This is a genomic window from Rossellomorea aquimaris, assembly GCF_020172085.1.
GTDB lineage: Bacteria > Bacillota > Bacilli > Bacillales > Bacillaceae_B > Rossellomorea > Rossellomorea aquimaris_E.
The window spans coordinates 350,682-374,918 of record NZ_JAIVAT010000003.1; the positions used below are offsets into that span (position 1 = coordinate 350,682).

At 42.5% G+C, this 24,237-nt stretch carries 27 protein-coding genes and 2 other annotated features; of the genes, 24 read left to right on the forward strand and 3 right to left on the reverse strand.

The genetic code is table 11. From position 1 onward, the window contains the following. The first annotated feature begins 131 nt into the window (after positions 1-131). The 10 genes from polA (at position 132) to dnaI (ending at position 10,878) form a co-directional block, all read left to right on the forward strand. The gene (polA, locus tag LCL96_RS02480) at positions 132-2,762 is read left to right on the forward strand and encodes a DNA polymerase I (protein ID WP_224939905.1); all 2,631 of its coding nucleotides are present in this window, start codon (positions 132-134) and stop codon (positions 2,760-2,762) included. Positions 2,763-2,786: 24 nt separating this feature from the next. Next, positions 2,787-3,611, forward strand: a complete 825-nt coding sequence (gene mutM, locus LCL96_RS02485; protein WP_224939906.1) for a DNA-formamidopyrimidine glycosylase — start codon at positions 2,787-2,789, stop codon at positions 3,609-3,611. A 65-nt stretch (positions 3,612-3,676) separates the two neighbouring features. Then, positions 3,677-4,309: a sporulation membrane protein YtaF gene (gene ytaF / locus LCL96_RS02490; RefSeq protein WP_224939907.1), complete on the forward strand. Its 633-nt coding sequence runs from the start codon at positions 3,677-3,679 to the stop codon at positions 4,307-4,309. Positions 4,310-4,339: 30 nt separating this feature from the next. Continuing rightward, positions 4,340-4,945: a dephospho-CoA kinase gene (gene coaE, locus LCL96_RS02495; protein ID WP_224939908.1), complete on the forward strand. Its 606-nt coding sequence runs from the start codon at positions 4,340-4,342 to the stop codon at positions 4,943-4,945. 438 nt (positions 4,946-5,383) lie between these two features. After that, positions 5,384-6,412, forward strand: a complete 1,029-nt coding sequence (locus tag LCL96_RS02500) for a glyceraldehyde-3-phosphate dehydrogenase (protein ID WP_224939909.1) — start codon at positions 5,384-5,386, stop codon at positions 6,410-6,412. Positions 6,413-7,044: 632 nt separating this feature from the next. Further along, on the forward strand, positions 7,045-7,425 hold the full coding sequence (gene speD / locus LCL96_RS02505; protein ID WP_034756998.1) for an adenosylmethionine decarboxylase: 381 nt from the start codon (positions 7,045-7,047) through the stop codon (positions 7,423-7,425). A 133-nt stretch (positions 7,426-7,558) separates the two neighbouring features. Further along, positions 7,559-7,939, forward strand: coding sequence for a cytosolic protein (locus LCL96_RS02510; protein WP_224939910.1), 381 nt, complete (start codon positions 7,559-7,561; stop codon positions 7,937-7,939). A gap of 82 nt (positions 7,940-8,021) precedes the next feature. After that, positions 8,022-8,477 carry a transcriptional regulator NrdR gene (gene nrdR, locus LCL96_RS02515; RefSeq protein ID WP_206851214.1) on the forward strand — a complete coding sequence of 152 codons (456 nt, stop codon included), beginning with the start codon at positions 8,022-8,024 and terminating at the stop codon, positions 8,475-8,477. Positions 8,478-8,547: 70 nt separating this feature from the next. Continuing rightward, entirely contained in the window at positions 8,548-9,933 is a 1,386-nt protein-coding gene (locus LCL96_RS02520; protein ID WP_224941266.1) for a replication initiation and membrane attachment family protein, read from the forward strand. Between the two features lie 12 nt (positions 9,934-9,945). Then, a complete protein-coding gene (gene dnaI, locus LCL96_RS02525; protein WP_224939911.1) occupies positions 9,946-10,878 on the forward strand; it encodes a primosomal protein DnaI in 933 nt (310 codons plus the stop codon). 77 nt (positions 10,879-10,955) lie between these two features. Here the strand turns inward: dnaI and LCL96_RS02530 are convergent, their stop codons facing one another. After that, positions 10,956-11,099 (reverse strand): hypothetical protein, encoded by a 144-nt coding sequence (locus tag LCL96_RS02530; RefSeq protein ID WP_224939912.1) that lies wholly within the window; start codon positions 11,097-11,099, stop codon positions 10,956-10,958. A gap of 73 nt (positions 11,100-11,172) precedes the next feature. Here LCL96_RS02530 and LCL96_RS02535 point away from each other — a divergent pair, with 73 nt between their 5' ends. The 7 genes from LCL96_RS02535 to LCL96_RS02565 all read left to right on the forward strand — a co-directional run bounded on the left by LCL96_RS02535 (position 11,173) and on the right by LCL96_RS02565 (position 16,919). After that, positions 11,173-12,039, forward strand: coding sequence for a putative sporulation protein YtxC (locus LCL96_RS02535; RefSeq protein WP_224939913.1), 867 nt, complete (start codon positions 11,173-11,175; stop codon positions 12,037-12,039). A gap of 366 nt (positions 12,040-12,405) precedes the next feature. Beyond that, positions 12,406-14,337 carry a threonine--tRNA ligase gene (gene thrS, locus LCL96_RS02540; RefSeq protein ID WP_224939914.1) on the forward strand — a complete coding sequence of 644 codons (1,932 nt, stop codon included), beginning with the start codon at positions 12,406-12,408 and terminating at the stop codon, positions 14,335-14,337. Between the two features lie 207 nt (positions 14,338-14,544). Then, positions 14,545-14,684 (forward strand) — a sequence feature (ribosomal protein L20 leader region). 88 nt (positions 14,685-14,772) lie between these two features. Next, positions 14,773-15,276, forward strand: a complete 504-nt coding sequence (infC, locus tag LCL96_RS02545) for a translation initiation factor IF-3 (RefSeq protein ID WP_034757009.1) — start codon at positions 14,773-14,775, stop codon at positions 15,274-15,276. A 23-nt stretch (positions 15,277-15,299) separates the two neighbouring features. Then, the gene (gene rpmI, locus LCL96_RS02550) at positions 15,300-15,500 is read left to right on the forward strand and encodes a 50S ribosomal protein L35 (protein ID WP_032087387.1); all 201 of its coding nucleotides are present in this window, start codon (positions 15,300-15,302) and stop codon (positions 15,498-15,500) included. Between the two features lie 28 nt (positions 15,501-15,528). Beyond that, positions 15,529-15,888: a 50S ribosomal protein L20 gene (gene rplT / locus LCL96_RS02555; protein ID WP_034757014.1), complete on the forward strand. Its 360-nt coding sequence runs from the start codon at positions 15,529-15,531 to the stop codon at positions 15,886-15,888. A gap of 87 nt (positions 15,889-15,975) precedes the next feature. Further along, complete coding sequence (locus tag LCL96_RS02560; protein ID WP_224939915.1) at positions 15,976-16,254, forward strand: DUF1294 domain-containing protein; 279 nt, start codon at positions 15,976-15,978, stop codon at positions 16,252-16,254. A 95-nt stretch (positions 16,255-16,349) separates the two neighbouring features. Further along, positions 16,350-16,919: a TVP38/TMEM64 family protein gene (locus tag LCL96_RS02565; protein ID WP_224939916.1), complete on the forward strand. Its 570-nt coding sequence runs from the start codon at positions 16,350-16,352 to the stop codon at positions 16,917-16,919. Positions 16,920-17,402: 483 nt separating this feature from the next. Here the strand turns inward: LCL96_RS02565 and LCL96_RS02570 are convergent, their stop codons facing one another. Further along, the gene (locus LCL96_RS02570; RefSeq protein ID WP_224939917.1) at positions 17,403-17,801 is read right to left on the reverse strand and encodes a sigma-w pathway protein ysdB; all 399 of its coding nucleotides are present in this window, start codon (positions 17,799-17,801) and stop codon (positions 17,403-17,405) included. Between the two features lie 145 nt (positions 17,802-17,946). On the opposite strand from LCL96_RS02570, the gene LCL96_RS02575 reads away from it, so the two are divergent. From LCL96_RS02575 to LCL96_RS02595, 5 genes are all read left to right on the forward strand, one after another. Then, the gene (locus LCL96_RS02575; RefSeq protein WP_224939918.1) at positions 17,947-18,411 is read left to right on the forward strand and encodes a dUTP diphosphatase; all 465 of its coding nucleotides are present in this window, start codon (positions 17,947-17,949) and stop codon (positions 18,409-18,411) included. Positions 18,412-18,517: 106 nt separating this feature from the next. Continuing rightward, complete coding sequence (gene dut / locus LCL96_RS02580; RefSeq protein ID WP_224939919.1) at positions 18,518-18,955, forward strand: dUTP diphosphatase; 438 nt, start codon at positions 18,518-18,520, stop codon at positions 18,953-18,955. 23 nt (positions 18,956-18,978) lie between these two features. Further along, a complete protein-coding gene (locus LCL96_RS02585) occupies positions 18,979-19,686 on the forward strand; it encodes a DUF4062 domain-containing protein (RefSeq protein WP_224939920.1) in 708 nt (235 codons plus the stop codon). Between the two features lie 2 nt (positions 19,687-19,688). Continuing rightward, the gene (locus LCL96_RS02590; RefSeq protein WP_224939921.1) at positions 19,689-20,333 is read left to right on the forward strand and encodes a uracil phosphoribosyltransferase; all 645 of its coding nucleotides are present in this window, start codon (positions 19,689-19,691) and stop codon (positions 20,331-20,333) included. Between the two features lie 97 nt (positions 20,334-20,430). Then, the gene (locus LCL96_RS02595; protein ID WP_224939922.1) at positions 20,431-21,516 is read left to right on the forward strand and encodes a M42 family metallopeptidase; all 1,086 of its coding nucleotides are present in this window, start codon (positions 20,431-20,433) and stop codon (positions 21,514-21,516) included. A gap of 200 nt (positions 21,517-21,716) precedes the next feature. Here the strand turns inward: LCL96_RS02595 and sspI are convergent, their stop codons facing one another. Further along, positions 21,717-21,932 carry a small acid-soluble spore protein SspI gene (gene sspI / locus LCL96_RS02600; protein WP_206851204.1) on the reverse strand — a complete coding sequence of 72 codons (216 nt, stop codon included), beginning with the start codon at positions 21,930-21,932 and terminating at the stop codon, positions 21,717-21,719. Between the two features lie 124 nt (positions 21,933-22,056). Between sspI and LCL96_RS02605 the strand changes: the two genes are divergently transcribed. Together LCL96_RS02605 and pheS are read left to right on the forward strand one after the other, a co-directional pair. After that, positions 22,057-22,818, forward strand: coding sequence for a TrmH family RNA methyltransferase (locus LCL96_RS02605; protein WP_224939923.1), 762 nt, complete (start codon positions 22,057-22,059; stop codon positions 22,816-22,818). A gap of 58 nt (positions 22,819-22,876) precedes the next feature. After that, positions 22,877-23,109 (forward strand) — a binding site (T-box leader). Positions 23,110-23,185: 76 nt separating this feature from the next. Next, on the forward strand, positions 23,186-24,223 hold the full coding sequence (pheS, locus tag LCL96_RS02610; protein ID WP_224939924.1) for a phenylalanine--tRNA ligase subunit alpha: 1,038 nt from the start codon (positions 23,186-23,188) through the stop codon (positions 24,221-24,223). The last annotated feature ends 14 nt before the right edge of the window (positions 24,224-24,237 follow it).

Here is a 24,237-nt window from a genome sequence, read left to right on the forward strand (position 1 = left end):
TCTTTCTTTCTCTGCCGGAATTATGTACCCTGCCATTCTTAATCCCTTCATAAGTGCCCCGTTTTTCCTTTCATTCCCCGACATGATAGAATAAAGATATAGAATCAGAAGCCTTTACAGGAGGTACTTATATGTCCAAAAAACTAGTCTTGATTGACGGTAACAGTATTGCTTACCGTGCATTCTTTGCCCTGCCTTTATTAAATAACGACAAGGGTGTACATACAAACGCGGTGTATGGCTTCACAACCATGCTCCAGAAGATACTTGAAGATGAGAAGCCATCTCATATCCTCGTGGCCTTTGATGCCGGGAAAACGACATTCCGCCATAAGACATTCACGGAATACAAGGGCGGCAGGCAGAAAACCCCGCCGGAACTGTCAGAACAGTTCCCTTATATCAGGGAATTATTGGACGCTTACGGGATCAAAAGATATGAGAAAGAGAATTATGAAGCGGATGATATCATCGGAACCCTTTCCCTTCAAGCAGAATCCGACGGTTTTGAAGTGAAGGTATATTCCGGGGATAAGGATTTAACCCAGCTTAGCTCCAAAGATACGACGGTGTGCATCACGAGAAAAGGGATTACGGATATCGAAGTGTATACCCCAGAGCACATTAAAGAAAAATGGGAAATCACGCCTGACCGCATCATCGATATGAAAGGCTTGATGGGGGATAGTTCCGATAATATACCTGGCGTCCCAGGCGTTGGTGAAAAGACGGCGATCAAGCTCCTGAAGGAATTCGATTCCCTGGAAAAGCTCCTCGAGTCCATTGACCAAGTGAGTGGAAAGAAACTGAAAGAAAAGCTTGAAGATAATAAAGAGCAGGCCATTATGAGTAAAGAGCTGGCCACGATCTTAAGGGAAGCTCCCATCGAGATCACGGTTGAAGAACTGAATTATGATGGTATGAATGAAGGGAAACTGAAGGAAGTTTACAGGGATCTTGGATTCAATTCCTTACTGGAGAAAATGGGGGAGTCTGCTCAGGAAGAACCAAAAGAGCTTGATGATATCTCCTTTGAAGTGTTGGAAACCATTAATGAAGGGCAGCTTGCAAACGAGAGCTCCTTATACATCGAAATGCTTGAGGAGAATTACCACCTTGGGAACATCATTGGAATGAGCCTTCATAATGAACATGGGACGTTTTTCTTTAGTCTTGAAACGGCGTTGAATTCTGATACTTTCAAAAAGTGGGCAGAAGACGAATCTTCGTTGAAGTATGTGTACAACTCGAAGGAAACGGTCGTTGCCTTGAAGCGACAAGGAATTGATATCAAAGGGATCGAGTTTGATTTATTGCTGGCTTCTTATATCATCAATCCGTCTGAATCGAGTGAAGACTTTGCGTCCATTGCGAAAGGTCACGGTCAGCCTTCCGTCGAATCGGATGAAGCCGTTTATGGAAAAGGGGCCAAGCAGAAAGTCCCTTCCGATGAGATTCTATCCGAGCATCTTGCACGAAAGGCGTTCATCCTGAACGAACTGAAAGATACCTGCATGAATGAATTAAAAGAAAATGATCTTTATGCTTTATACATGGAATTGGAATTACCGCTTGCGTTGATTCTTGCCGAAATGGAATTCACTGGTGTGAAAGTCGACCAGGAGCGCTTGCAAACAATGAAAGAGGAATTGGCCCTCCGCCTGGAAGAATTGGAAAAGAACATTTATGAGCTGGCTGGGGAAAGCTTCAATATCAATTCTCCGAAGCAGCTTGGCGTCATCCTTTTTGAAAAATTGGGTCTTCCGGTTGTGAAGAAAACGAAAACGGGATATTCCACTTCTGCAGACGTATTGGAAAAACTCCAATCAAAACATGAAATCATTGATCATATCCTTCATTACCGTCAGTTAGGAAAGCTTCAATCCACCTATCTGGAAGGGTTATTGAAGGTTGTTCATCAAGATTCAAGTAAGATTCATACTCGCTTCAATCAGGCCCTCACCCAAACGGGCCGCCTAAGTTCTACGGATCCAAACCTTCAAAACATCCCGATCCGTTTGGAAGAAGGACGGAAGATCCGTCAGGCATTCATTCCTTCTGAAAAGGGATGGGTGATGTTCGCTGCCGACTATTCTCAGATCGAACTACGTGTACTCGCTCATATAGCTGGAGATGAGAAATTGATTGAAGCTTTCAGAAACGACATGGACATCCATACGAAAACCGCCATGGACGTCTTCGGGGTAGAGAAGGATGAGGTTACGTCCAATATGAGAAGGCATGCGAAAGCCGTAAACTTCGGGATCGTCTATGGAATCAGTGACTACGGCCTTTCACAAAGCCTTGATATCACGCGTAAAGAAGCAGGGGAATTCATTAAGAAGTACCTGGAAAGCTTCCCGGGTGTGAAAGAATATATGGATGACATCGTCCAGGATGCGAAACAAAAGGGATATGTGACGACCCTGATGAATCGACGCCGCTACCTTCCGGAAATCACGAGCCGTAACTTCAATTTGCGAAGCTTTGCTGAACGGACCGCGATGAATACACCGATCCAGGGCAGTGCAGCTGACATCATCAAGAAGGCGATGATCGACATGGCTGCCAGATTGAAGGAAGAGAATCTTCAGTCGAGGCTATTATTACAGGTACATGATGAATTGATCTTCGAAGCGCCTGAGGAAGAAATTGAAACCTTGAAGAAAATCGTCCCTGAAGTGATGGAGAACGCCATGGAGCTTGAAGTTCCTCTGAAGGTCGATTACTCATACGGACAAACATGGTACGACGCGAAGTAGTTTTATGTAAAAGGAGGTGGCACAATGCCTGAGCTGCCCGAAGTAGAGACGGTCAGAAGAACATTGGAGCTCCTTGTAATAGGAAAGAAAATAAAAGATGTCAGTGTGTTTTGGCCGAAGATGGTCAAAAACCCAGATGATACGGAAGCATTCATCGATAGCCTGAGAGGTCAGGAAATCCTTGAAATGAGAAGAAGAGGGAAATTCTTAATCTTTTACTTTAACGATGTGGCGCTAGTTTCCCATTTGAGAATGGAAGGAAAGTATAATCTTGCTTCTCATCAGGATCCTGTTGAAAAACATACTCACGTCATCTTCCATTTTACGGACGGGACGGAGCTCAGATACCGTGATGTACGTAAATTCGGAACGATGCACCTGTTCAAGAAAGGGGAGGAACTGCTTCACCTCCCCCTCCTGCAATTGGGACCAGAACCGTTTCTATCAGAGTTCACGGTGGACTATCTGGCTGAAAAGCTTGGCAGGACGGACAGAATCGTGAAAGCGACACTGTTGGATCAGACGGTACTGGTGGGTCTTGGGAATATTTATGTAGATGAAGCATTATTCCGTGCCGGCATTCATCCTGACAGAAAGTCGAAGTCCTTGTCACGTGAAGAAATCGACGTGCTGCACAAGGAAATCATTCATACATTGACCGAAGCCGTAGAGATGGGCGGCAGTACAATCCGTTCTTACGTGAATTCCCAGGGACAGATGGGGATGTTCCAGCAGAACCTGTATGTATACAGCAGAAAAGAAGAACCGTGCCGAAATTGCGGCACGCTCATTGAGAAGAAAGTATCAGCTGGGAGAGGGACCCATTATTGTCCCCGATGTCAGCAGTAGAAACGTTTAACATCTGATAAGCCCTTACCATATAGTATTGTAATGATTTTTGGGAGGGCTATTAGATGAGTGAAACAATCTCCTTATTACTGCTGGCGTTTGCTGTGAGTCTCGATAGTTTTAGCACCGGTTTGACTTATGGATTGCGAAAAGTGAAAATCCCTACAAAATCAATCAGTATCATCTCGATCTGTTCAGCGAGCTCCTTATTGCTGGCCATGTTACTTGGTCAAACCATCGGGTCCATCATCACCCCGGTGTGGGCTGGAAGGATTGGCGGGTTGATCCTGGTCGTGATCGGCGCGGCTGTTCTTTACCAGTTCTTTAGACCGGAAAAGGAATCAGTCATTCCGCAAGAAAAAACACTGATCAATTTTGAAATTAAATCCATAGGTTTGGTGATTCAAATATTAAGAAGGCCGTTGACGGCGGACTTTGATAAATCAGGCACCATCACGGGTATCGAGGCATTCATGCTTGGGATCGCACTGTCTCTGGATGCCTTCGGTGCCGGAATCGGTGCAGCACTACTACACTTCTCGCCGTTACTACTTAGCCTGGCAATCTTTGTGATGAGCTTTACCTTCTTATTCTCCGGATTGAAGATGGGGGAATTCTTCTCTCATCTGCGCTGGATTCACCGCGTCTCGTTCCTTCCGGGTGTACTGCTCATCCTCATCGGAATCCTGCGGTTTTAGTAACCGGCGAGTATTGGAAAGGATACGATCATGGCAAATATAATTGGATTAACAGGTGGAATTGCCAGTGGAAAGAGCACAGTATCCACCATGTTAAACGAAAAAGGATATACCATCATTGATGCAGACCTGGCTGCCCGAATGGTCGTAGAAGTCGGTCAGCCCGCCTATCTTGCAATCGTTGAGGAATTTGGTGACGGTATCCTTCACGAAAACGATACAACCATCAACCGAGAAAAGCTCGGTCAGATCATCTTTAACTCGGAAGAAAAAAGAAAAAAACTGAATAGTATCGTGCATCCAGCTGTAAGAAGCATGATGCTTCAGCATAAAGACGAAGCTATTGCATCAGGAAAAAACACCATATTCATGGATATCCCCTTATTATTTGAGAGCGACCTGACGTGGATGGTGGATCGCACCCTCGTGGTATACGTGAACGAAGAAACCCAGCTCTCACGCTTAATGGAACGGAATCACTTCAATCGCGAAGATGCATCATCCCGAATCGCTTCCCAATTCCCCCTGAAGGATAAAGTCAACCTTGCCGACGCAGTCATCGACAACAACGGATCACTGCATGAAACAAAGGAACAGCTTGAATCCCTCATAGTGAAATGGGACCTGAAACCATAGCATGACAAATGACCGACAAGGAGCCCCTTGTCGGTTTTTTTATTGACAGTTTGTGAATATTTGAAAGTTGGATGTCACTTTAAAATTCTTATTCTCAAAGTTGAGTGGAGCGGAAGGTGCTCGACTCCTGCGGGAAAGCTGGACAGGTGAGACCCCACAGGCGCTTGCGCCGAGGAGGCTCACCGCCAGCCCCGCGGAAAGCGAGCATCCTGGAGCGGAACTCAACCAGCACATACTTCACAGGAAAATGTAAGCGATGCCATTGAAAATACGTATGATTCCACCTTAATAAAATATACATACAATAAGCCTATTTGTCAGAATAATAAAACATTAAAAATCCGCAAAATACTTATTAACTAATTCTCCAAATATGTTATACTATTTTTAGCAAATAAACATATAAGTATAACATTAATATAGAGGGGAGCCGGATTTATGAAGGCGAAAATTGCAATCAATGGTTTTGGACGTATTGGAAGAATGGTTTTCAGAAAAGCAATCTTAGAGGATAACTTAGAGGTTGTAGCCATCAACGCAAGCTACCCTGCTGAAACGTTAGCCCATTTAATAAAGTATGACACAAATCATGGCACATTCCAGGCAGATGTAGTGGCAGAAGATGATGCACTCATCATCAACGGTAAACGTGTCCTGCTATTAAGCAATCGTGATCCTAAAGCATTACCTTGGAATGAATTGAATATTGATATCGTGATTGAAGCGACTGGGAAATTCAATTCAAAGGACAAAGCGAGCCTTCATTTAGAAGCGGGAGCGAAAAAAGTCATCCTTACAGCCCCTGGGAAAAATGAGGACGTTACCATTGTGATGGGAGTAAATGAAAGCGCATTAAATATTGAGGAACACAGTGTGATTTCCAACGCTTCCTGCACGACGAACTGCCTGGCTCCTGTTGCAAAAGTACTGGATGAGCAGTTCGGAATTGAAAACGGTCTCATGACGACCGTGCATGCGTACACGAATGATCAAAAGAATATCGACAATCCGCATAAAGACTTGAGAAGAGCAAGAGCTTGCGGACAATCAATCATTCCGACGACTACCGGTGCAGCAAAAGCATTATCATTGGTTCTTCCACAGCTTAACGGGAAGCTTCATGGAATGGCTTTACGCGTGCCGACTCCTAACGTTTCACTAGTAGATCTGGTTGTAGATGTGAAAAGAGACGTGACGGTTGAAGAAATCAATGAAGCCTTCATTACAGCATCCCTTGGTTCCCTGCATGGAGTGCTTCAATACACGACTGAACCATTGGTTTCAATCGACTTCAATACAAATCCTCACTCCGCGATCATCGACGGCTTATCCACGATGGTCATGGGGAGCCGAAAAGTGAAGGTATTGGCTTGGTATGATAATGAATGGGGTTACTCATGCCGTGTCGTAGACCTGGCTAAATTCGTCGCGAGCAAAATGAATGCCAAACAAGAAGTCAACGTTTGAAAGAACCAACATAAACAATAAAGCGAATCATAGGAACGCACCTGTTTCGGGTGCGTTCTTTTCTTTTTTTACACGCTTTAGGAAGGACAAAGGGAAGTATATTCTTATAAGTAGTGGAGACATCTAGTTGCTACTGGTTAAAGTTTGTTTGGAAACTTTATGCTTTTAAAAAAAGCTGATTAGTACTATCAATAAATAGTGTAACTAAATTAGAATCACAGAGTGGATTGTAGCGGAAGGCACTTGACTCCTGCGGGAATAGCGGGAAAGTTGAGACCCCACAGGGCAAAGCCCGAGGAGGCTCAACTCACGCCCCGCCGGAAAGCAAGTGCTTGGAGCGGAAAGGAACGGTCTTCAAAGAAAACGAGATCTCTCTACTATGCTCTTTATTTAAAAAGAGAAAAGGATTTTACTTTTATATGGTTAAAAAACTTTATAAAAATTTATTGCAAAAGAGATTTAAACAAAGTATACTATTTTTCGTGAACTTCTTATTAGCAAATGAATACTGATTTAACTACTTAAAGGGTTAGGACCTCTTCGGACTAACTTTCCCCCGTGGTAGTTAAGATTTTGCCAAAGGATCTGTTCATTTTGACGAAAAAAATCATGTCAAAGGGGGAAATACGAAAATGGAAACAATGGGACGTCATGTAATCTCTGAATTATGGGGTTGCGATTTTGAAAAATTAAACGATGTAGTAGGAATTGAGAAAACATTCGTAGATGCTGCGCTTAAATCAGGTGCAGAAGTTCGTGAGGTGGCTTTCCACAAATTTGCTCCTCAAGGTGTAAGTGGAGTGGTAATCATCTCAGAATCACATTTAACGATCCACAGTTTTCCTGAACATGGTTATGCCAGTATTGATGTATATACTTGCGGTGATTTAGATCCTAATATCGCTGCTGAATATATTGCTGATGCTCTTGGTGCTGACACACGCGAAACAATCGAATTGCCGCGTGGTATGGGTCCAGTACAAGTGAAAAAGTCTCAGGCTCAAGCCCTTTAATCGATAATAACTCAGAAGAGATGCGTGTTTCATGCATCTCTTTTTTTGTGCGCTCCTTCACTGTGCATTATTATGGGTTTTTCAATTTTGCCTTTTCGTGTAAAATAAGGGTAACTAAAGGGAGGAACTTGAAATGAGTGGATTACGTACCCTATTAAAACGATTTCAATCGGAATGTGAAACATCCGATCAGCATGAAGATAAAGAACTGCAATCACGCTATTATAAATCCATGCATCAAGGTGCATTTAATGCAGTACTAGGTCTGTTCTCATCGGCCGAGTACGATGTGATCTCACAGTCCAAAGATAGAGGGGAAATCACGGTCCGGAAAAACGGAACGCCCCAATTGTTCATCGTCGCCACGGTCATCACGGTGAGACCGCTTGAAACGGCAGTCGATTTCAAAATTAGTGCAGATAAAGGAAAGATCTTTGGTACATATACCGTTTTAAAAGCACAGATCAGTCATTATTATCACCAGCTTGATAGTGAGTTGACCAAAGCGAAATAACGGTAAATCCTTCAGAAGCTTGTGTAAGTCGCGGCTTTTTTATATGATGAAGGTAATAGTTTGTAATAACGGAGCTGATATTATGAAGTGCCCGTCTTGCCAGCATAATGGTACACGAGTAGTGGACTCCCGTCCTGCTGATGAAGGACGTTCAATCAGAAGAAGAAGAGAATGCGAAGTATGCAATTTTCGCTTTACGACCTTTGAGAAGGTTGAAGAGCTTCCTTTGATTGTCGTGAAAAAAGAAGGGGTAAGAGAAGAGTTTAGTCGAGAAAAGATTTTGAGAGGGCTGATCAAGGCCTGCGAGAAGCGCCCTGTTCCTCTTGAGAGGTTAGAAAAGATCTCAACGGATATTGAAAAGGATCTTCGGAATCAAGGTGCTTCCGAAGTAGAATCTGTGAAGATCGGTGAGATGGTCATGGATCATCTTGCTAAAGTAGATGAAGTGGCATATGTCCGTTTTGCATCCGTATATCGACAATTTAAAGATATTAATGTATTTATAGACGAATTAAAAGAATTGATAAAAAAAGAGTAGAAGAATGAGCTGAAGATGATATTCTTTAGCTCTTTTCTCTTTATTTATTGAAAGGTAGAATCCAACTATGATGAAGAAGCATTGGAATGAAATACAACCGATCGATCACTACACGGTAGCGACTAATGGGATGCTTCAGGAATATGACCGGAAAATCATCACATTTCTATACCAGCCTTTAATCGGTTCCGTATGCTACAGCCTCTATATGAGCCTGTGGGGGGAAGTAGAGGAAAACCGTCTATGGTCAACGAATTCCACTCACTATCATCTGATGAACGTTCTGTCTGTCAACCTTCAGGATGTTTATGAAGCAAGGATGAAGCTTGAAGGAATTGGGTTGTTGAAGGTTTATGTAAAAAAGGATGATGAAGACCGCCGTTTTCTGTATGAACTGCAGTCGCCATTGTCTCCTAAGGAATTCTTTCATGATGGTATGCTGAATGTGTATTTATACCGCAAGATCGGCCGGACCCATTACTTGCGTTTGAAGAAATTTTTTACGGATGCGTCGGTTGATCACGATCATTACACCGATATCACACGTTCCTTTCAAGATGTGTTTACATCGGAACCGATCAATTTTCTTCACCATGATGCAAATATGGATTCCGAGACTGCCTCTGGTGAACAATATATGAAATACGGAAAGAATGATGGACTGGCCCTGGACGAAGTCGATTTCGACTTTCAATTATTGCTTGGCGGGTTATCTGAATCCATGGTTCCCCGGAAAGCTTTTACGGAAAAAGTGAAGGAAACCGTATTGAAGCTGAGCTATCTTTATGGAATCAATCCCCTTCAAATGAAAAATATCGTCTTAAGCTCCCTGGATGCCGATGATTCAATCGATATTGAATTGCTGCGTAAAACGGCACGGGACTGGTATGGCATGCAAACCGGAGACCAACTGCCCGATTTGACAACCAGACTTGAGCTAAAGAAACCCGAGGTGCGCGATCAACCGCTTTCTCAGGAAGAAGAGCTCATTGATTATCTGGAAACCACGTCACCGAAGGATGTGTTATCAGACATATCCAATGGCGGGTCACCTTCAAAGGCGGATCTTCAGGCCGTTGAAGAAGTACTCATGGCCCAAAAACTGCCGATCGGCGTCATGAATGTGCTGATTCAATATGTTCTGTTGAAAACGGATATGAAGTTGACAAAGGGATACATGGAGAAAATTGCGTCTCATTGGTCCAGGAAGAAAGTGAAGACGGCTAGTGAAGCGATGGATCTCGCCAAAAAAGAACATAAGCAGTACATGGAGTGGGCGGAAGGTAAGAAGGAAACGAAATCGAACAGGCGGAGAAAGCCGATTCGTACAGAGAAGCTTCCGGACTGGTTTAAGGAAGAGGAAACCACTGTAGAATCCGACACGTCTTCTGACGGATACGACTTTGAAGCGGAAAAGAAAAAACTCGAAGAAGAATTAAAAAATTTTCGGAAGTAGGTGAACATAACGGTGGAGAAAATAAATAACACCCTAAAACGGTTGGCGACTTCTGGTTCGTTTCAACAACGATATGAACAAATGAAAAAAGAGATCTTGGAAAATAGTGATGTGAAGGATTTTATCCGCAGGAATGAAGGTGTTGTAACAGCTGAAATGGTCAATGGTAGCCTGATGAAGCTGTATGAATACATCTCGCAAAGCAAGGAATGCCGGTACTGCCCATCCTTACAGGAATGTAAGAATATGATGGAAGGTTATGACCCTCATTTAGTGATCAGAGGCAACACCATCGACATCGATTATCATCGCTGTCCCCGCAAGGTCATCCATGATGAAAGAACGAGTGCTCAGCGCTTGATCAAAAGCTTATATGTACCGAAAGATATTTTACAAGCGTCTTTCCAGACACTCGAGCTTGATTCGAAAAGCCGCCTGGAAGCTGTGCGTTTGGCAAAGAATTTCGTAGAGACATATCAAGAAGGAACCAAGATGAAAGGTCTTTATTTTTACGGAAAATTCGGGGTAGGCAAATCCTATCTGTTGGGAGCCATGGCTAACGAACTTGCTGAGAAAAAAATAGCTTCCTTAATCGTATACGTTCCAGAGTTCTTCCGGGAAATCAAACAATCACTTGGTGATAATTCGGTCAATGAAAAACTCGAGATGGTGAAAACAGCACCGATCCTCATGCTTGATGATATCGGAGCAGAAACGATGTCGAGTTGGGGAAGGGATGAAATCCTTGGAACCATCCTCCAGTATCGGATGCTTGAAAACCTGCCGACATTCTTCACCTCCAACTTCAACTTCAGCGAGCTGACCCATCACCTGACGTACAGTCAGCGCGGGGAAGAAGAAAAGTTGAAGGCTGCACGGATCATGGAGCGAATCAAGTATTTGTCGAAGCCAGTGTTGATTGATGGTAAGAATAGAAGAGAATAGGTTGATGGAGAGGGAATCGGATGCGGTTTCCTTTCTTTTTTTATGAGATAATGATGCTGGGTTATTTGCATTATTTGTTAAATGGCTGGATTTTTTGAGATTTCGGTCGGTTTTTCAAAGGAAACGGCCGGATTATCGGCGAAAACGGCTGGAATGTCACATCGAACAGTCAACCATGGCTGAATCAGCCCCAAATAGCCCTTCCCCAAAAAGAAATTCACTCATCAACTTCTAATTTATACAAGCCTCCCATATATATAAATCAGGGAATTGGGTTTAAGGAGGCGAGAAAGTTTGATTGAATTTATTTTCAAGCAAAAAAATGATGCAATAAAGCTTCAAGAATACCTTAATAAAGAGTTCATCCAATCATGGTTCCATGAAACACTCTTTCAACATAAAACTCACTATAATCTGACGATTGAGGTTTCCCCCTTCTTCAAGGAGAGAGAAAAGCTGTTCAACGGGGTTTCTAAATTCGTCATGAATGATAAATGTATGGATTGGTCCGAATCAGTCCTGCGGGAAAATTACTTTTATGAAGATATTGATGAAATCAATCAAATTTTAGAAATTGTGTCAGAGATGAGGATGGGGGAGCGTCCGGAATTGATGGAGCTGGTCGGGGAATGGGACGAATCAGGTTGCGTCCGTGACAGTTTGGAACATTTGATGGAAGGGAAGGCACCCATATCATTCGACTCCTTTAGCAAATTTAGGTTGAAGAAGCTTCAGGAGAGGATTATCCTGATGGTTGATCTGGCCATAGAAGAATATAAGATGGAGCAGGAATACCAGATGTTTGTTCATATGCTCAGGGAGTATCTTGCGTCCAGGGAACAGAAGATGTGTACAATCCATTTATATTCGACGGGTTATGGTTTCCGATTTTTTGATGAAGATATGAAAGAAGTGACCCGGCAGGAATTGACGAAGGCGATTGATAAGCGCTTGCTGACGAATCATCCATTATACGTTGATTCGTACACCATCGCGCCGTTATTATCCCTTGCCCCGGAGAAAATCCTCGTTTATGGCAATGGTGACCACCAATTGATCAGGACCCTTCAAAATATTTTTGAAGAGCGGATCGACCTTTTGCCGTTGAGTTATTTTCCTGATACTCTCTTATATCCTTCATGGGATATCGCGAATGAATAGGCTTGCTTTTCCAAGCATAACCGATTATAATACCTACATAATAAGTCAATAAATAAAGGTTATGATGAGGACAAGAATATTTCTATTCTATTCACAGAGAGGGAAGTCACAAGGCTGCAAGCTTCCTAATTCGTTAGGGATATTTACCACCTCGGAACTGCAATCATGAACTGGGTCATACAGGATTCACAGTAATGATTGACGGCTAAATGTCGTTATTCGTTTTCAATGAAGTCATTGTCTGTTTATTCGCATTCAATGAGAAGTTGGGTGGAACCACGAGATTACTTACTAACCTCGTCCCTTCAAATGTGAAGGGGCGGGGTTTTTTATGTTTTTTAACGATACTTTAAGGAGTGAAATCACATGTCAGAAGTAGTGAAAATTCAGTTCCCAGATGGAAATGTCAAGGAGTTTCCTAAAGGGACAACGACAGAAGAGATTGCTGCGTCCATCAGTCCCGGACTGAAGAAGAAGGCGCTCGCTGGTAAAATAAATGATGCATTGATTGACTTGCGCACAGGGATTCAGGAAGATGGAGCGATTGAGATTGTTACGGCTCCTTCCGAAGATGCGCTTGAAATCCTTCGTCACAGTACAGCCCACTTAATGGCACAGGCAATTAAGCGTTTATATCCTGAAACAAAGCTTGGAATCGGGCCGGTCATCGAAGGCGGATTCTATTATGATATCGATTCAGAGCATACATTCACTCCGGAAGATCTTCCACTGATCGAGAAGGAAATGAAGAAGATCACAGGAGAAAACTTAGAGGTTGTCCGTAAAGAAGTAAGCCGCGGGAAAGCTCAGAAAATGTACGAAGAAATCGGTGATGAGTACAAGCTTGAACTGCTTGAAGCCATTCCTGAAGGGGAGCAGGTTTCCATTTATGAGCAGGGTGAATTCTTCGACCTATGCCGTGGAGTGCACATCCCGTCTACAAATAAAATCAAGGAATTCAAGCTGCTAAGCATTGCCGGTGCCTACTGGCGTGGTAACAGTGATAATAAAATGCTTCAACGTATTTACGGTACAGCTTTCTTCAAGAAAGAAGACCTTGAAGAGCATCTTCGTCTCTTAGAAGAAGCGAAAGAGCGTGATCACCGTAAAATCGGTAAAGAATTGAACCTATTCATGAACTCACAAAAAGTGGGACAAGGTCTTCCGATGTGGCTCCCTAAAGGTGCGACGATCCGCCGTATCATCGAGCGTTATATTGTTGATAAAGAAGAACGTCTCGGTTATGACCACGTCTACACGCCGATCATGGGTAGCGTAGAGCTGTACAAAACAAGCGGTCACTGGGATCACTATCAGGAGAATATGTTCCCGGTCATGGAGATGGACAATGAAGATTTAGTCCTTCGTCCGATGAACTGCCCTCATCATATGATGATTTACAAAAACGGCATCCACAGCTATCGTGAACTGCCGATCCGTATCGCCGAGCTTGGTACGATGCACCGTTATGAACTATCTGGTGCTCTGTCCGGACTTCAGCGTGTACGCGGGATGACTCTAAATGATGCTCATATCTTTGTGCGTCCTGATCAAATTAAGGAAGAATTCAAGCGTGTCGTGCGTCTTGTTCAGGAAGTCTACAAAGACTTTGATCTGAATGACTATTCGTTCCGTCTTTCTTACCGTGATCCTGAAGATACGGAGAAGTATTTCGATGATGATGAAATGTGGAACCGTGCACAAGGCATGATCAAGGAAGCGATGGATGAACTGGATGTTGAGTACTTTGAAGCAGAAGGGGAAGCGGCATTCTACGGTCCTAAACTGGACGTTCAGGTGAAAACGGCCCTTGGTAAGGAAGAAACACTATCCACTGTTCAATTGGACTTCTTACTGCCAGAGCGCTTCGACCTAACGTATGTAGGGGAAGACGGGAAGCAGCATCGCCCGGTTGTTATCCACCGTGGGGTTGTATCTACAATGGAACGCTTTGTGGCATTCCTTATCGAAGAATACAAAGGAGCTTTCCCGACTTGGCTTGCTCCAACGCAGGTTCAAGTGATCCCGGTTTCTCCGGATGTTCACTTCGACTACGCGAAAGAAGTGAAAGAAAAGCTTCAAGCTGAAGGGCTTCGTGTGGAAATCGATGACCGTAATGAAAAAATCGGTTATAAGATCCGTGAATCACAAATGAGTAAAGTCCCTTATATGCTTGTCGTGGGAGACAATGAAATCAAGGAAACAGCTGTCAACGTCCGTAAATACGGGGAACAGAAATCAGAAACGATTTCTCTTGATGCATTCATCGCTCATATCGCAAAAGAAGCGAATCGCTAATAAAAGAAGAGGGACGAACCTCCAAATGGTGATTGTGGTTTACCATAATGTTGCCGTTGGAGGTCCGTCCCTCCCCCAATAAATTTCAAAAAAACTGTTGCACTCTCCTGAGATGTCTGATATTATGAAATACGTTGTGATAATAAATGATTATTTGACAGCGGTATTGTCATGTGATATAGTATCTAAGGTGAATTGAATACAGTTTGGTACAAGAAGGAGCTACCCGCTTCTCACCTGAATAACGCGTTCGTGCTGTTTACAGGTATGTGATTGACTATTAAAGCCATTTATATATGCTTAATAATCAGGTGCGGGTGTTTCGACACTCGCATCTTTTTTTGTGTGCAAACGCGAAAAGGGATTGCGAGTGCGTCGGCCAAAGCCGTGTATTCTTTTAATAAACCTTGGAGGTGGCTAATTATTAGCAAAGACATGATCTTAAACGAAACGATTCGTGCCCGTGAAGTACGTCTTATCGATCAAAACGGGGAGCAGCTTGGAATCAAATCCAAGAATGAAGCTCTTGAAATTGCTGAACGTGTAAATCTTGATCTTGTTCTTGTTGCTCCAAATGCAAAACCACCCGTTGCTCGTATCATGGACTACGGTAAGTTTAAGTTTGAACAACAGAAGAAAGAAAAAGAAGCACGTAAGAATCAGAAGATCATCAATCTTAAAGAGGTGCGTTTAAGCCCGACGATTGATGAGCATGATTTCAATACTAAGCTTCGTAATGCTCGTAAGTTCCTTGAAAAAGGAGACAAAGTGAAAGCGTCAATCCGATTTAAAGGTCGTGCGATTACGCACAAGGAAATTGGTCAACGCGTTCTAGATCGCTTCTCTGATGAGTGCAAAGATGTAGCAACCGTTGAATCAAAACCGAAAATGGATGGTCGCAGTATGTTCTTGGTGCTTGCACCAGTTAACGAAAAATAAGAGGACCCGAGGAGGAAAAGCACATGCCAAAAATGAAAACTCACCGCGGCTCAGCTAAGCGTTTCAAGAAAACAGGTTCTGGTAAACTTAAACGTTCACACGCTTACACAAGCCACTTATTCGCAAACAAATCTACTAAAGCAAAGCGTAAGCTACGTAAAGCGGCTGTTGTCTCTAAAGGAGATTTCAAACGCATTCGTCATATGCTTGACAACCTAAAATAAGAAGTAATAGAAACAGGAGGGAATTATTATGCCACGCGTAAAAGGCGGAACAGTAACACGCAGACGTCGTAAAAAAGTTCTTAAGTTAGCCAAAGGTTATTTCGGTTCAAAACACACTTTATATAAAGTAGCAAATCAACAAGTCATGAAATCATACATGTATGCTTATCGTGACCGTCGCCAAAAGAAACGTGACTTCCGTAAACTATGGATCACACGTATCAATGCGGCTGCACGTATGAACGGTCTTTCTTACAGCCGTTTAATGCACGGATTAAAGCTTGCTGGTATCGAAGTAAACCGCAAAATGCTTGCTGAGCTTGCGATTTCTGACGAAAAAGCATTCAACCAATTAGCTGATGCTGCTAAAGCTCAACTAAACAAATAATAATCGCTAATCCGTTAGCGAAAAAAAGGACTGGCCCCGGCCGGTCCTTTCTTCATATCATCAACCATATAGAAAGCAGGTAGAATCATGGGAGCATTGACTGAAATCTTATACTTATACGCCGTCGTCATCAATATCATCGGCTTTATCATTATGGGCAGGGATAAAAGAAAAGCAGAGCGCCATGAGTACCGGATCAGCGAGCGGGTCCTGTGGCAGGTTGCGATTGTAGGGGGGAGCGTTGGAGCCTACATAGGAATGAAAGTATACAGGCATAAAACCAAGCATAAACAGTTCGCCATCGGCTTTCCGCTACTCGTCATGCTTCATTGCATACTGTTTATCTGGCTGAATGCAAACCTTTGAAACCAAAGTTTTCATTCTTTAACCCGTCTCGTTTACATACTATATAAAGAGTGTGTAGAAACAGCTTAGAAAAGCAGAAGGAGGTCGCGTTAGCCATGGACGAACGGTTGGTTGCTGCATTCGCCCTGATGGAATCAAGCGGATATATGGCTCCTGTTCTGTTTATCTTATTTCACGTCCTGAGGCAATTTCTGTTCATCCCCGTCGCCCTTGTCTGTATGGCCGGAGGAGTCTTGTTCGGAAGTCTCTTCGGCACTCTGTACTCATTGATCGGATTAACGCTCTTATCTGTCACTTTTTATTTTGTCATTAAAGGCTTCAAATCGTTTTATGAAAAGCTGCTCAGGCTGAAAGAGAAATGGTTCGGCCGGAATGCGACTCTCACCACGGGCCAGATCGCGGTTCTCCGGTTGATACCATTTGTTCACTATCAATTGCTTAATCTATGCCTGCTCGAGCGGAAGAAGGAGCTCAAACCCTTCGTTCGTGCATCTGTCCTTTCAAACATTCCCCTGGCGTTTTTTTACACCGTCTTCGGCCAATACATCAAACAATTTTCCCCGCCGATTCTCGTCATGATCTTTATTGCACTCATTGTCCTATTTTACTTATTGAGAGAAAGGGTACGTGTCATTGAGTGGAGAGAGTTTTTTCCGGGTAAATAAAATGTGCTGCTCTGTCAACGAGTGTGTGACAGAGGGTGATGGGAACTGCTTCGCTTTCCGCGGACGTTCGGCCAAGCCTCCTCAGCACACTTCGCTTCCGGGGTCTTGGCACGCCCGTTTTCCGCAGGAGTCTACGCAGTTCCCATCACCCTTTAAACAAGATTTTATTGACAGAGCAAATAGGTATTTAAAAACCAGCATGTAAGAAGAATAATTTTACTTATTGCTACAATTGATTAAAAGATCACTTCAGCCTTCAAAATAATGTGGTTATAGTTAAACACTTATCCGTTGATTCTCGCTGTAGGTGCTCGACTCCTGCGGGAAATGCGGGAAAATTGAGAGCCCACAGGGCAGCGCCCTAGGAGGCTCAACTCACGCCCCGCGGAAAGTGAGCACTTGGAGTGGAAATCAACTACTACTCGCTCCTTTACCAGTATTAATGTTTACTAAAATAGTAAAATCAAAAAACGACCAGCTGAGCTAGTCGTTTTTTTGTTGCGTTTTTTGAAGGAATTCATGGATTGGGCTTTTCCAGTCGAGTTTGGCATTTGGGTATCGTTCTTTGATTTCATTCTGTAAGTATTCGAAGTCCTCTTGGGTGAGTCCTTTCAGCGAGGAGACATTTTTCGTCCATACAAAAATGGATACCACTTCGAAGGACCGCTCTGTAGCCCCGAGGTATTTTTCACCCTCGAATAGCACGCCTTTATACGTTATGTGAAAGTTCTTTCGGACATTTTCCTGATCATCGAGAAAGTAAAAACGTTTTTGTTCCTGGGCAAGCTCCAGTTTTCGCTTTGGGTTTATAATATATTTCACACTGCTGTATAAAAGATAAATGATAAGTAAAAAAATCGCTAACCGAATAATCCAAAGCATCACGATTACCTCCATAGGCATATTTCTTCCACTATTATTTACGGTTAGAAAAGAAAAAGGTTTCATTTTATTATAAATTTGTTTAAAAATTTGTCATACTAAGAGAGAGAACCATAGATAAAGACATCATAAGGGGAGAGTTACAATGAATATTGAAACGTTATTGGACATGCAGAAGAAACTTGATCAGCATATCGAAGAGGAACATGGTCTGGAGCAGGAAGACCTTATCGACAAGAAAATCCTTGCTCTGCTCGTCGAAGTGGGAGAACTCGCAAATGAAACGAGAAGCTTCAAGTTCTGGAGTACGAATCCATCTTCTTCAAAGGAGGTCATCCTGGAGGAATTCGTGGACGGAGTACACTTCATCCTGTCACTGGGAATTGAAATCGGCATACAGCAATTCGATTTAGGGGAGACGAATTATACAAACGAAGATGTGACAAAGCAGTTCATGGACGTGTTTAAATATGCGAATCATTTTGCTGCAGAACGGTCGGTTGAACATTTTCAGGAATTATTCAGACACTATGTATATCTCGGGGAACTCCTCGGATTTACCCATGAAGAAGTGTTTGATGCCTATGTGAAGAAAAATGAAGTGAATTAAGGTAGATGTTAATTAAGAAATTTCAGTCATTTAATGGTTGTTTCTTTTCTTAATCTTTTAATATATCAGTGATTTGTTATACAAAAAATAACTAGGAGGGTTTTGTTTGGAATATAATGTAAAAATAAAGTTGATTTCCGAAGAAGCTATATTACCATATCAAGCAAATCAAGGTGATGCGGGTTTAGACTTGTATTCTTCTGAGGAAAAAATAATAAAATCAGGATCAGCTGAACTAATCAGTACTGGAGTGATTGTAGAACTTCCTAAGGGTACGGAGGCTCAGATTAGACCAAGAAGTGGTTTAGCATTAAATCATTCTGTAACGGTACTAAATAGTCCTGGAACGATAGATGAGGGTTATAGAGGAGAAATAAAAATAATATTAATTAATCATGGAAAGAAGGATTTTACGGTTAGAAAACACTTGAGAATTGCACAAATGGTAGTGGCTCCAGTAGTTAGTGTTAATTTAGTAAGGGTTGAAGAAGTTGCTAGTTCAGAAAGAGGAGAAAGAGGATTTGGATCATCAGGGGTAAATTAAACAGTATATAGGGGAGGGCACACATGGAGAAAATACAAGTTATGATTAGTTCAACTGTAAAGGATTTAATAAGCGAAAGAGATGCAGTAAAAAAAGCTTTTAAGGACTTACCTTTTGTAGAATTGGTAGGTGCAGATCCTCTAAATGAGGCAGCGCTTGCAGGAAACTCACGCACTGTCACTACAGGGATGGCAAGGTCGTGCGATTTGTATATCTTGATCCTAGGCAGTAGGTTCGGATTTGATATCGGAAATGGTAAATCAGCTACAGAAATAGAATTTGATGCTGCAATTAGAGATGATCCCACGAAAATACTTGTATTCAAAAAAGAAACTCAAGAGGAACCGGAAGATAAGCAAAGGGCCTTCATAAACAAGGTTTCTAGCTACTACAATGGATATTGGAGGACCTCTTTTATACATACTCACGATTTACAAACATTTGTTAAAAATGCTTTTAGTAAGTGGATAAAAGAAAGAGCATCTATTGGTACAGGTTTAACCTATCTAGATCATTTTGTTAGATTGGCTAAACAAGTTCCACCAGAACCTCATGCTCAAGTATATTATAAAGTTACTAAAAAAGATGTGGAACTTGAATATGAGATTTTTAATCGGAGTCATGAAATTCATTTCACTCGAGAAGAAATATATCGGAACTTTTGGGGATGTTTTAATGAGCTTTCAAACCAATTTGATAGGTGGATAGAAGAAGGGGATGGGGGACATTAACCATGAACATAAACGTAATAGACGACAAATATTCTGTTGCTTTGCAAACTAAGATTCGTTCTGATAATACAGATAAAAAAAATTTAAGAGATGCATTAACGAAAATTGGTCACAGAATGGGTATGGATATAGTTAATGATTATATGTTGAATAAATCAGAAATTACAACACCAATGAATCAGATGTTTGCGGGGTATTCTTTTAGTGAAAACGTTAATTTAGTTTATAGTACGAAAGATGACTATCAATACTTTGCAAAAGGAATTACTTCTACAGTACCGAATTCTTTACAAGGATACTTAGACTTTAAAGGAGCAAGGGGTCCGGCTGCGTTAACACAACCAATTAGAGCAGTTTCTCATCCGGACATAAAACCTGGTGAAAAAGTAGATACAGTTATTATTGCAAAAGCTGTTTTAGCATCTGGTTGTACTGCTGTATCATTAGCTAAGAATATAATGAATAAATATTATCCAACAAATCTAATAGTTGCTTCAGCATTTTACTCAGAAAGAGGGGTTAAGGAGTTACTAATCGAAATCCCATCTATAAAATCTATTTATACAATAGGTAAGCCTGATGCACTAAATGAGGAGGGTATGTTAATTCCAGGTGTGGGTAACCTAGATGAGAGAATTTCTAGTTAAATATAGAAATTTAATTAATTAAAGATTCAGGGAATTTTGATGAATCACACATGTTCTAGTATAATGAAAGAGTATGAATATTTAGGGGGTCGAAACAATGGCGAAATTAGATGAAACATTGACAATGCTCAAGGATTTAACCGATGCCAAAGGCGTGCCTGGTAATGAAAGAGAAGTACGTGAAGTCATGAAGAAATACATAGAGCCGTTTGCAGATGAAGTAACGACAGATAATTTGGGGAGCTTGATCGCCAAAAAAGTAGGCGATGAAAATGGTCCTAAAATCATGGTGGCGGGGCACCTGGATGAAGTCGGATTCATGGTCACCCAAATTGACAGTAAAGGGTTCCTGCGCTTTCAAACGGTAGGTGGCTGGTGGTCACAGGTCATGCTTGCCCAGCGGGTGACGATCGTGACAAGCAAAGGGGAAGTAACAGGTGTGATCGGAAGCAAGCCGCCGCATATCCTGCCTCCTGACGCCCGGAAAAAACCGGTTGAAATCAAGGACATGTTCATTGATATCGGTGCATCAAGCCGTGAAGAAGTACAGGAATGGGGAGTAAAGCCTGGAGACATGGTGGTCCCTCATTTCGAATTCACTGTTATGAACAACGAAAAGATGCTTTTAGCGAAAGCATGGGATAACCGCATCGGATGTGCGATTGCCATCGATGTTCTGAAAAACCTGAAAGATGAGAAGCACCCGAACATCGTATATGGAGTCGGTACGGTACAGGAAGAAGTGGGTCTGCGTGGAGCAAGAACTGCTGCAGCCAAGATTCAGCCTGATATCGGCTTTGGTGTGGATGTCGGAATCGCAGGCGACACACCGGGAGTGTCTGATAAAGAAGCCTCAAGTAAGATGGGGGAAGGCCCTCAGATCATACTGTATGATGCGTCCATGGTTTCCCACAAAGGTCTTCGCGATTTTGTGACCGACACCGCAGACGAGCATAACATCCCGTACCAATTCGATGCCATCGCAGGTGGAGGAACAGATTCAGGAGCGATCCATTTAACAGCAAATGGAGTTCCTGCCCTATCGATCACCATTGCCACTCGCTATATCCATTCACATGCAGCGATGTTACATCGTGATGATTACGAAAACGCAGTGAAATTGATTACAGAAGTGATCAAGAAGCTGGATAAGGATACAGTGGCAAAGATTACGTTTGATTGATCATTTTTTTAAAAGATGTCTTTGGTTTTTATTGAACCAGGGCATCTTTTTTTTGACTACAGTATTCATTTCAAAACAGCTTGATAATCGTATTAGAACACCAAATCCGTATCCTAACAATTAAAAAAGTTCCTGACCGTGGTCTCTTTTTCTAAATTAATACAAAACAAAGGCAACCCCATTCAGGATTGCCCTTGTTTCTAATGCATTTGCTGCAATGATTCCTCTAATGTTTCAAGAACCATTTTTTGTTCCTGCGGATCTGCGTTTTGCCAGAAGACTTCAAGAAGTACGCCGAGGCCAGGAAGAGTTTTTTCTTCTCCCCCTTGGATGGCGTCAACGATTGTGTCTCTCAGCTCGTCCTGGTTGTTTCCAGATACGTTGTGTATGATCGCTTTTCGTAAGTTAAGATTCATCACACATTTCTCCTTTTTGCTAGGATGAGGAATTCATTGTTATCTTGTCTCAAATTGAATTTATTATGTATGAAAGTTAAGGTATAATGAGACCTTGAATAGTAACCTAAAGGAGCGGATACGATTGAAGTATATTCAATCATCGAAAAACCCTGTTGTAAAGCAGTGGAAGAAATTATTGACCAAAAAGGAACGGGATCTCACCCGCACATATATAATCGAAGGCTTTCACCTAGTGGAGGAAGCATTGAAACAGGAGGATACGGTTCTTGAATTGATCGTTGTAGAAGGGATCGATCTTCCACAGAAATGGACGGTGGAGTCTGTTTCCATGACTATGGTATCCGATGAAGTCGGGAAAGCATTGTCTGATACAGAGACTTCACAAGGAGTCTTTGCCATTTGTAAACAAAAAGAAGATGAGCATGATTTTAAAAGAGCAAAAACCTTCATGATTCTCGATGGTCTGCAGGATCCGGGAAATATCGGTACCATCATCCGTACGGCCGATGCGGCTGGAATGGATATGGTGGTGCTCGGCAAGGGGACGGTTGACCCTTATAACCCTAAAGTACTCCGTTCTGCACAAGGAAGCCACTTTCACATTCCCATCGTCAGAAGGGATCTTTCAGAAACCATTCCAGTCCTGAAAGAACGGGGGATACCGGTATATGGGACGGCGCTTGAAAATGGAGTCGAATATTCAACAGTCGAGCCTGGTCCTTCTTATGCCCTCATTGTAGGAAACGAAGGAAATGGTATGTCCAAGGACGTTTTAACTGAAACCGATCAAAACCTCTACATCCCTATTTACGGGAAGAGTGAATCACTGAACGTAGCGATTGCGGCAGGCATTTTATTGTACTATTTCAAAAATGGGCAGTGAAATTCGTGAAAAGGTTTGAAATGTGCCGGGAAATTCACTATAATAAGGCACATATAATTCAAAAACGTTGAAAGAGGAAAGTAGCACATGACCTTCTTCAAGGGAGAGAATGCCCTGGACTGTAAGCATTCTTAAGAAAACATGATGTGAACATTTCACCTCTTGAGTTGGCATCGGGACCATGAGAATGTAAAGATGCTCCGGCATAAGCCGTTATCCGAATGAAGTGAGTATGTCTATCTTTAGATATGCTTATAAGGGTGGTACCGCGATATAAACCTCGTCCCTTTTTGGGATGGGGTTTTTTTATTTGGTTGGAAATCCGGAAAGCGCCATTCGGACGATATACATTAAAGGAGGAAGTATAATGGAGGACAAATTACGTTCCCTTCAACAAGAAGCTATTGAAAAAGTGAACGAAGCACAAGACTTGAAAGAATTGAACAACATCCGCGTTGCTTACCTAGGGAAAAAAGGACCTGTAACCGAAGCGTTAAAAGGAATGGGGAAACTTTCTGCTGAAGAACGTCCTAAAATGGGTGCGCTTGCGAATGAAGTACGTGGAGCGATCACCGAAACAATCGAAGCGAAGCAGGCCGTTCTTGAAAAAGAAGCGGTTGAAAAGAAGCTTCAATCTGAAACGATTGATGTTACATTACCAGGTCGCCCTGTGAAGAAGGGAAATCATCATCCTCTTACGATGATCGTAGAAGAAATCGAAGACCTGTTTATCGGTATGGGTTACACGGTTGCTGAAGGACCTGAAGTCGAAAAGGATTATTACAACTTCGAAGCCTTAAATCTACCCAAGGGACATCCGGCACGTGACATGCAGGATTCTTTCTACATCACGGAAGAAACCTTGCTTCGTACCCACACGTCGCCGGTTCAGGCAAGAACGATGGAGCTCGCCAAAGGCAAGGGGCCGATCAAAATCATCTGTCCGGGTAAAGTGTACCGACGCGATACAGATGATGCGACCCACTCTCATCAATTCACACAGATCGAGGGCCTTGTCATTGATGAAAACATCCGCATGAGTGACCTGAAAGGAACGCTGAATGTGTTTGCCAAGAAAATGTTCGGTGAAGACCGCGAAATCCGCTTACGTCCGAGCTTCTTCCCATTCACAGAGCCATCCGTCGAGATGGATATCTCTTGTAAGATCTGTGGAGGAAAAGGCTGTCGTGTATGTAAAGGAACTGGCTGGATTGAAATTCTTGGAGCGGGGATGGTTCATCCGAATGTCCTTGAAATGGCAGGATTCGATTCAAAGAAATACACAGGATTTGCATTCGGTATGGGACCTGAGCGTATTGCGATGCTGAAATACGGTATCGATGATATTCGTCATTTCTACACAAACGATACGCGTTTTGTCACACAGTTCGGAACGGAAGAGTAATCGAAAATCGGGTA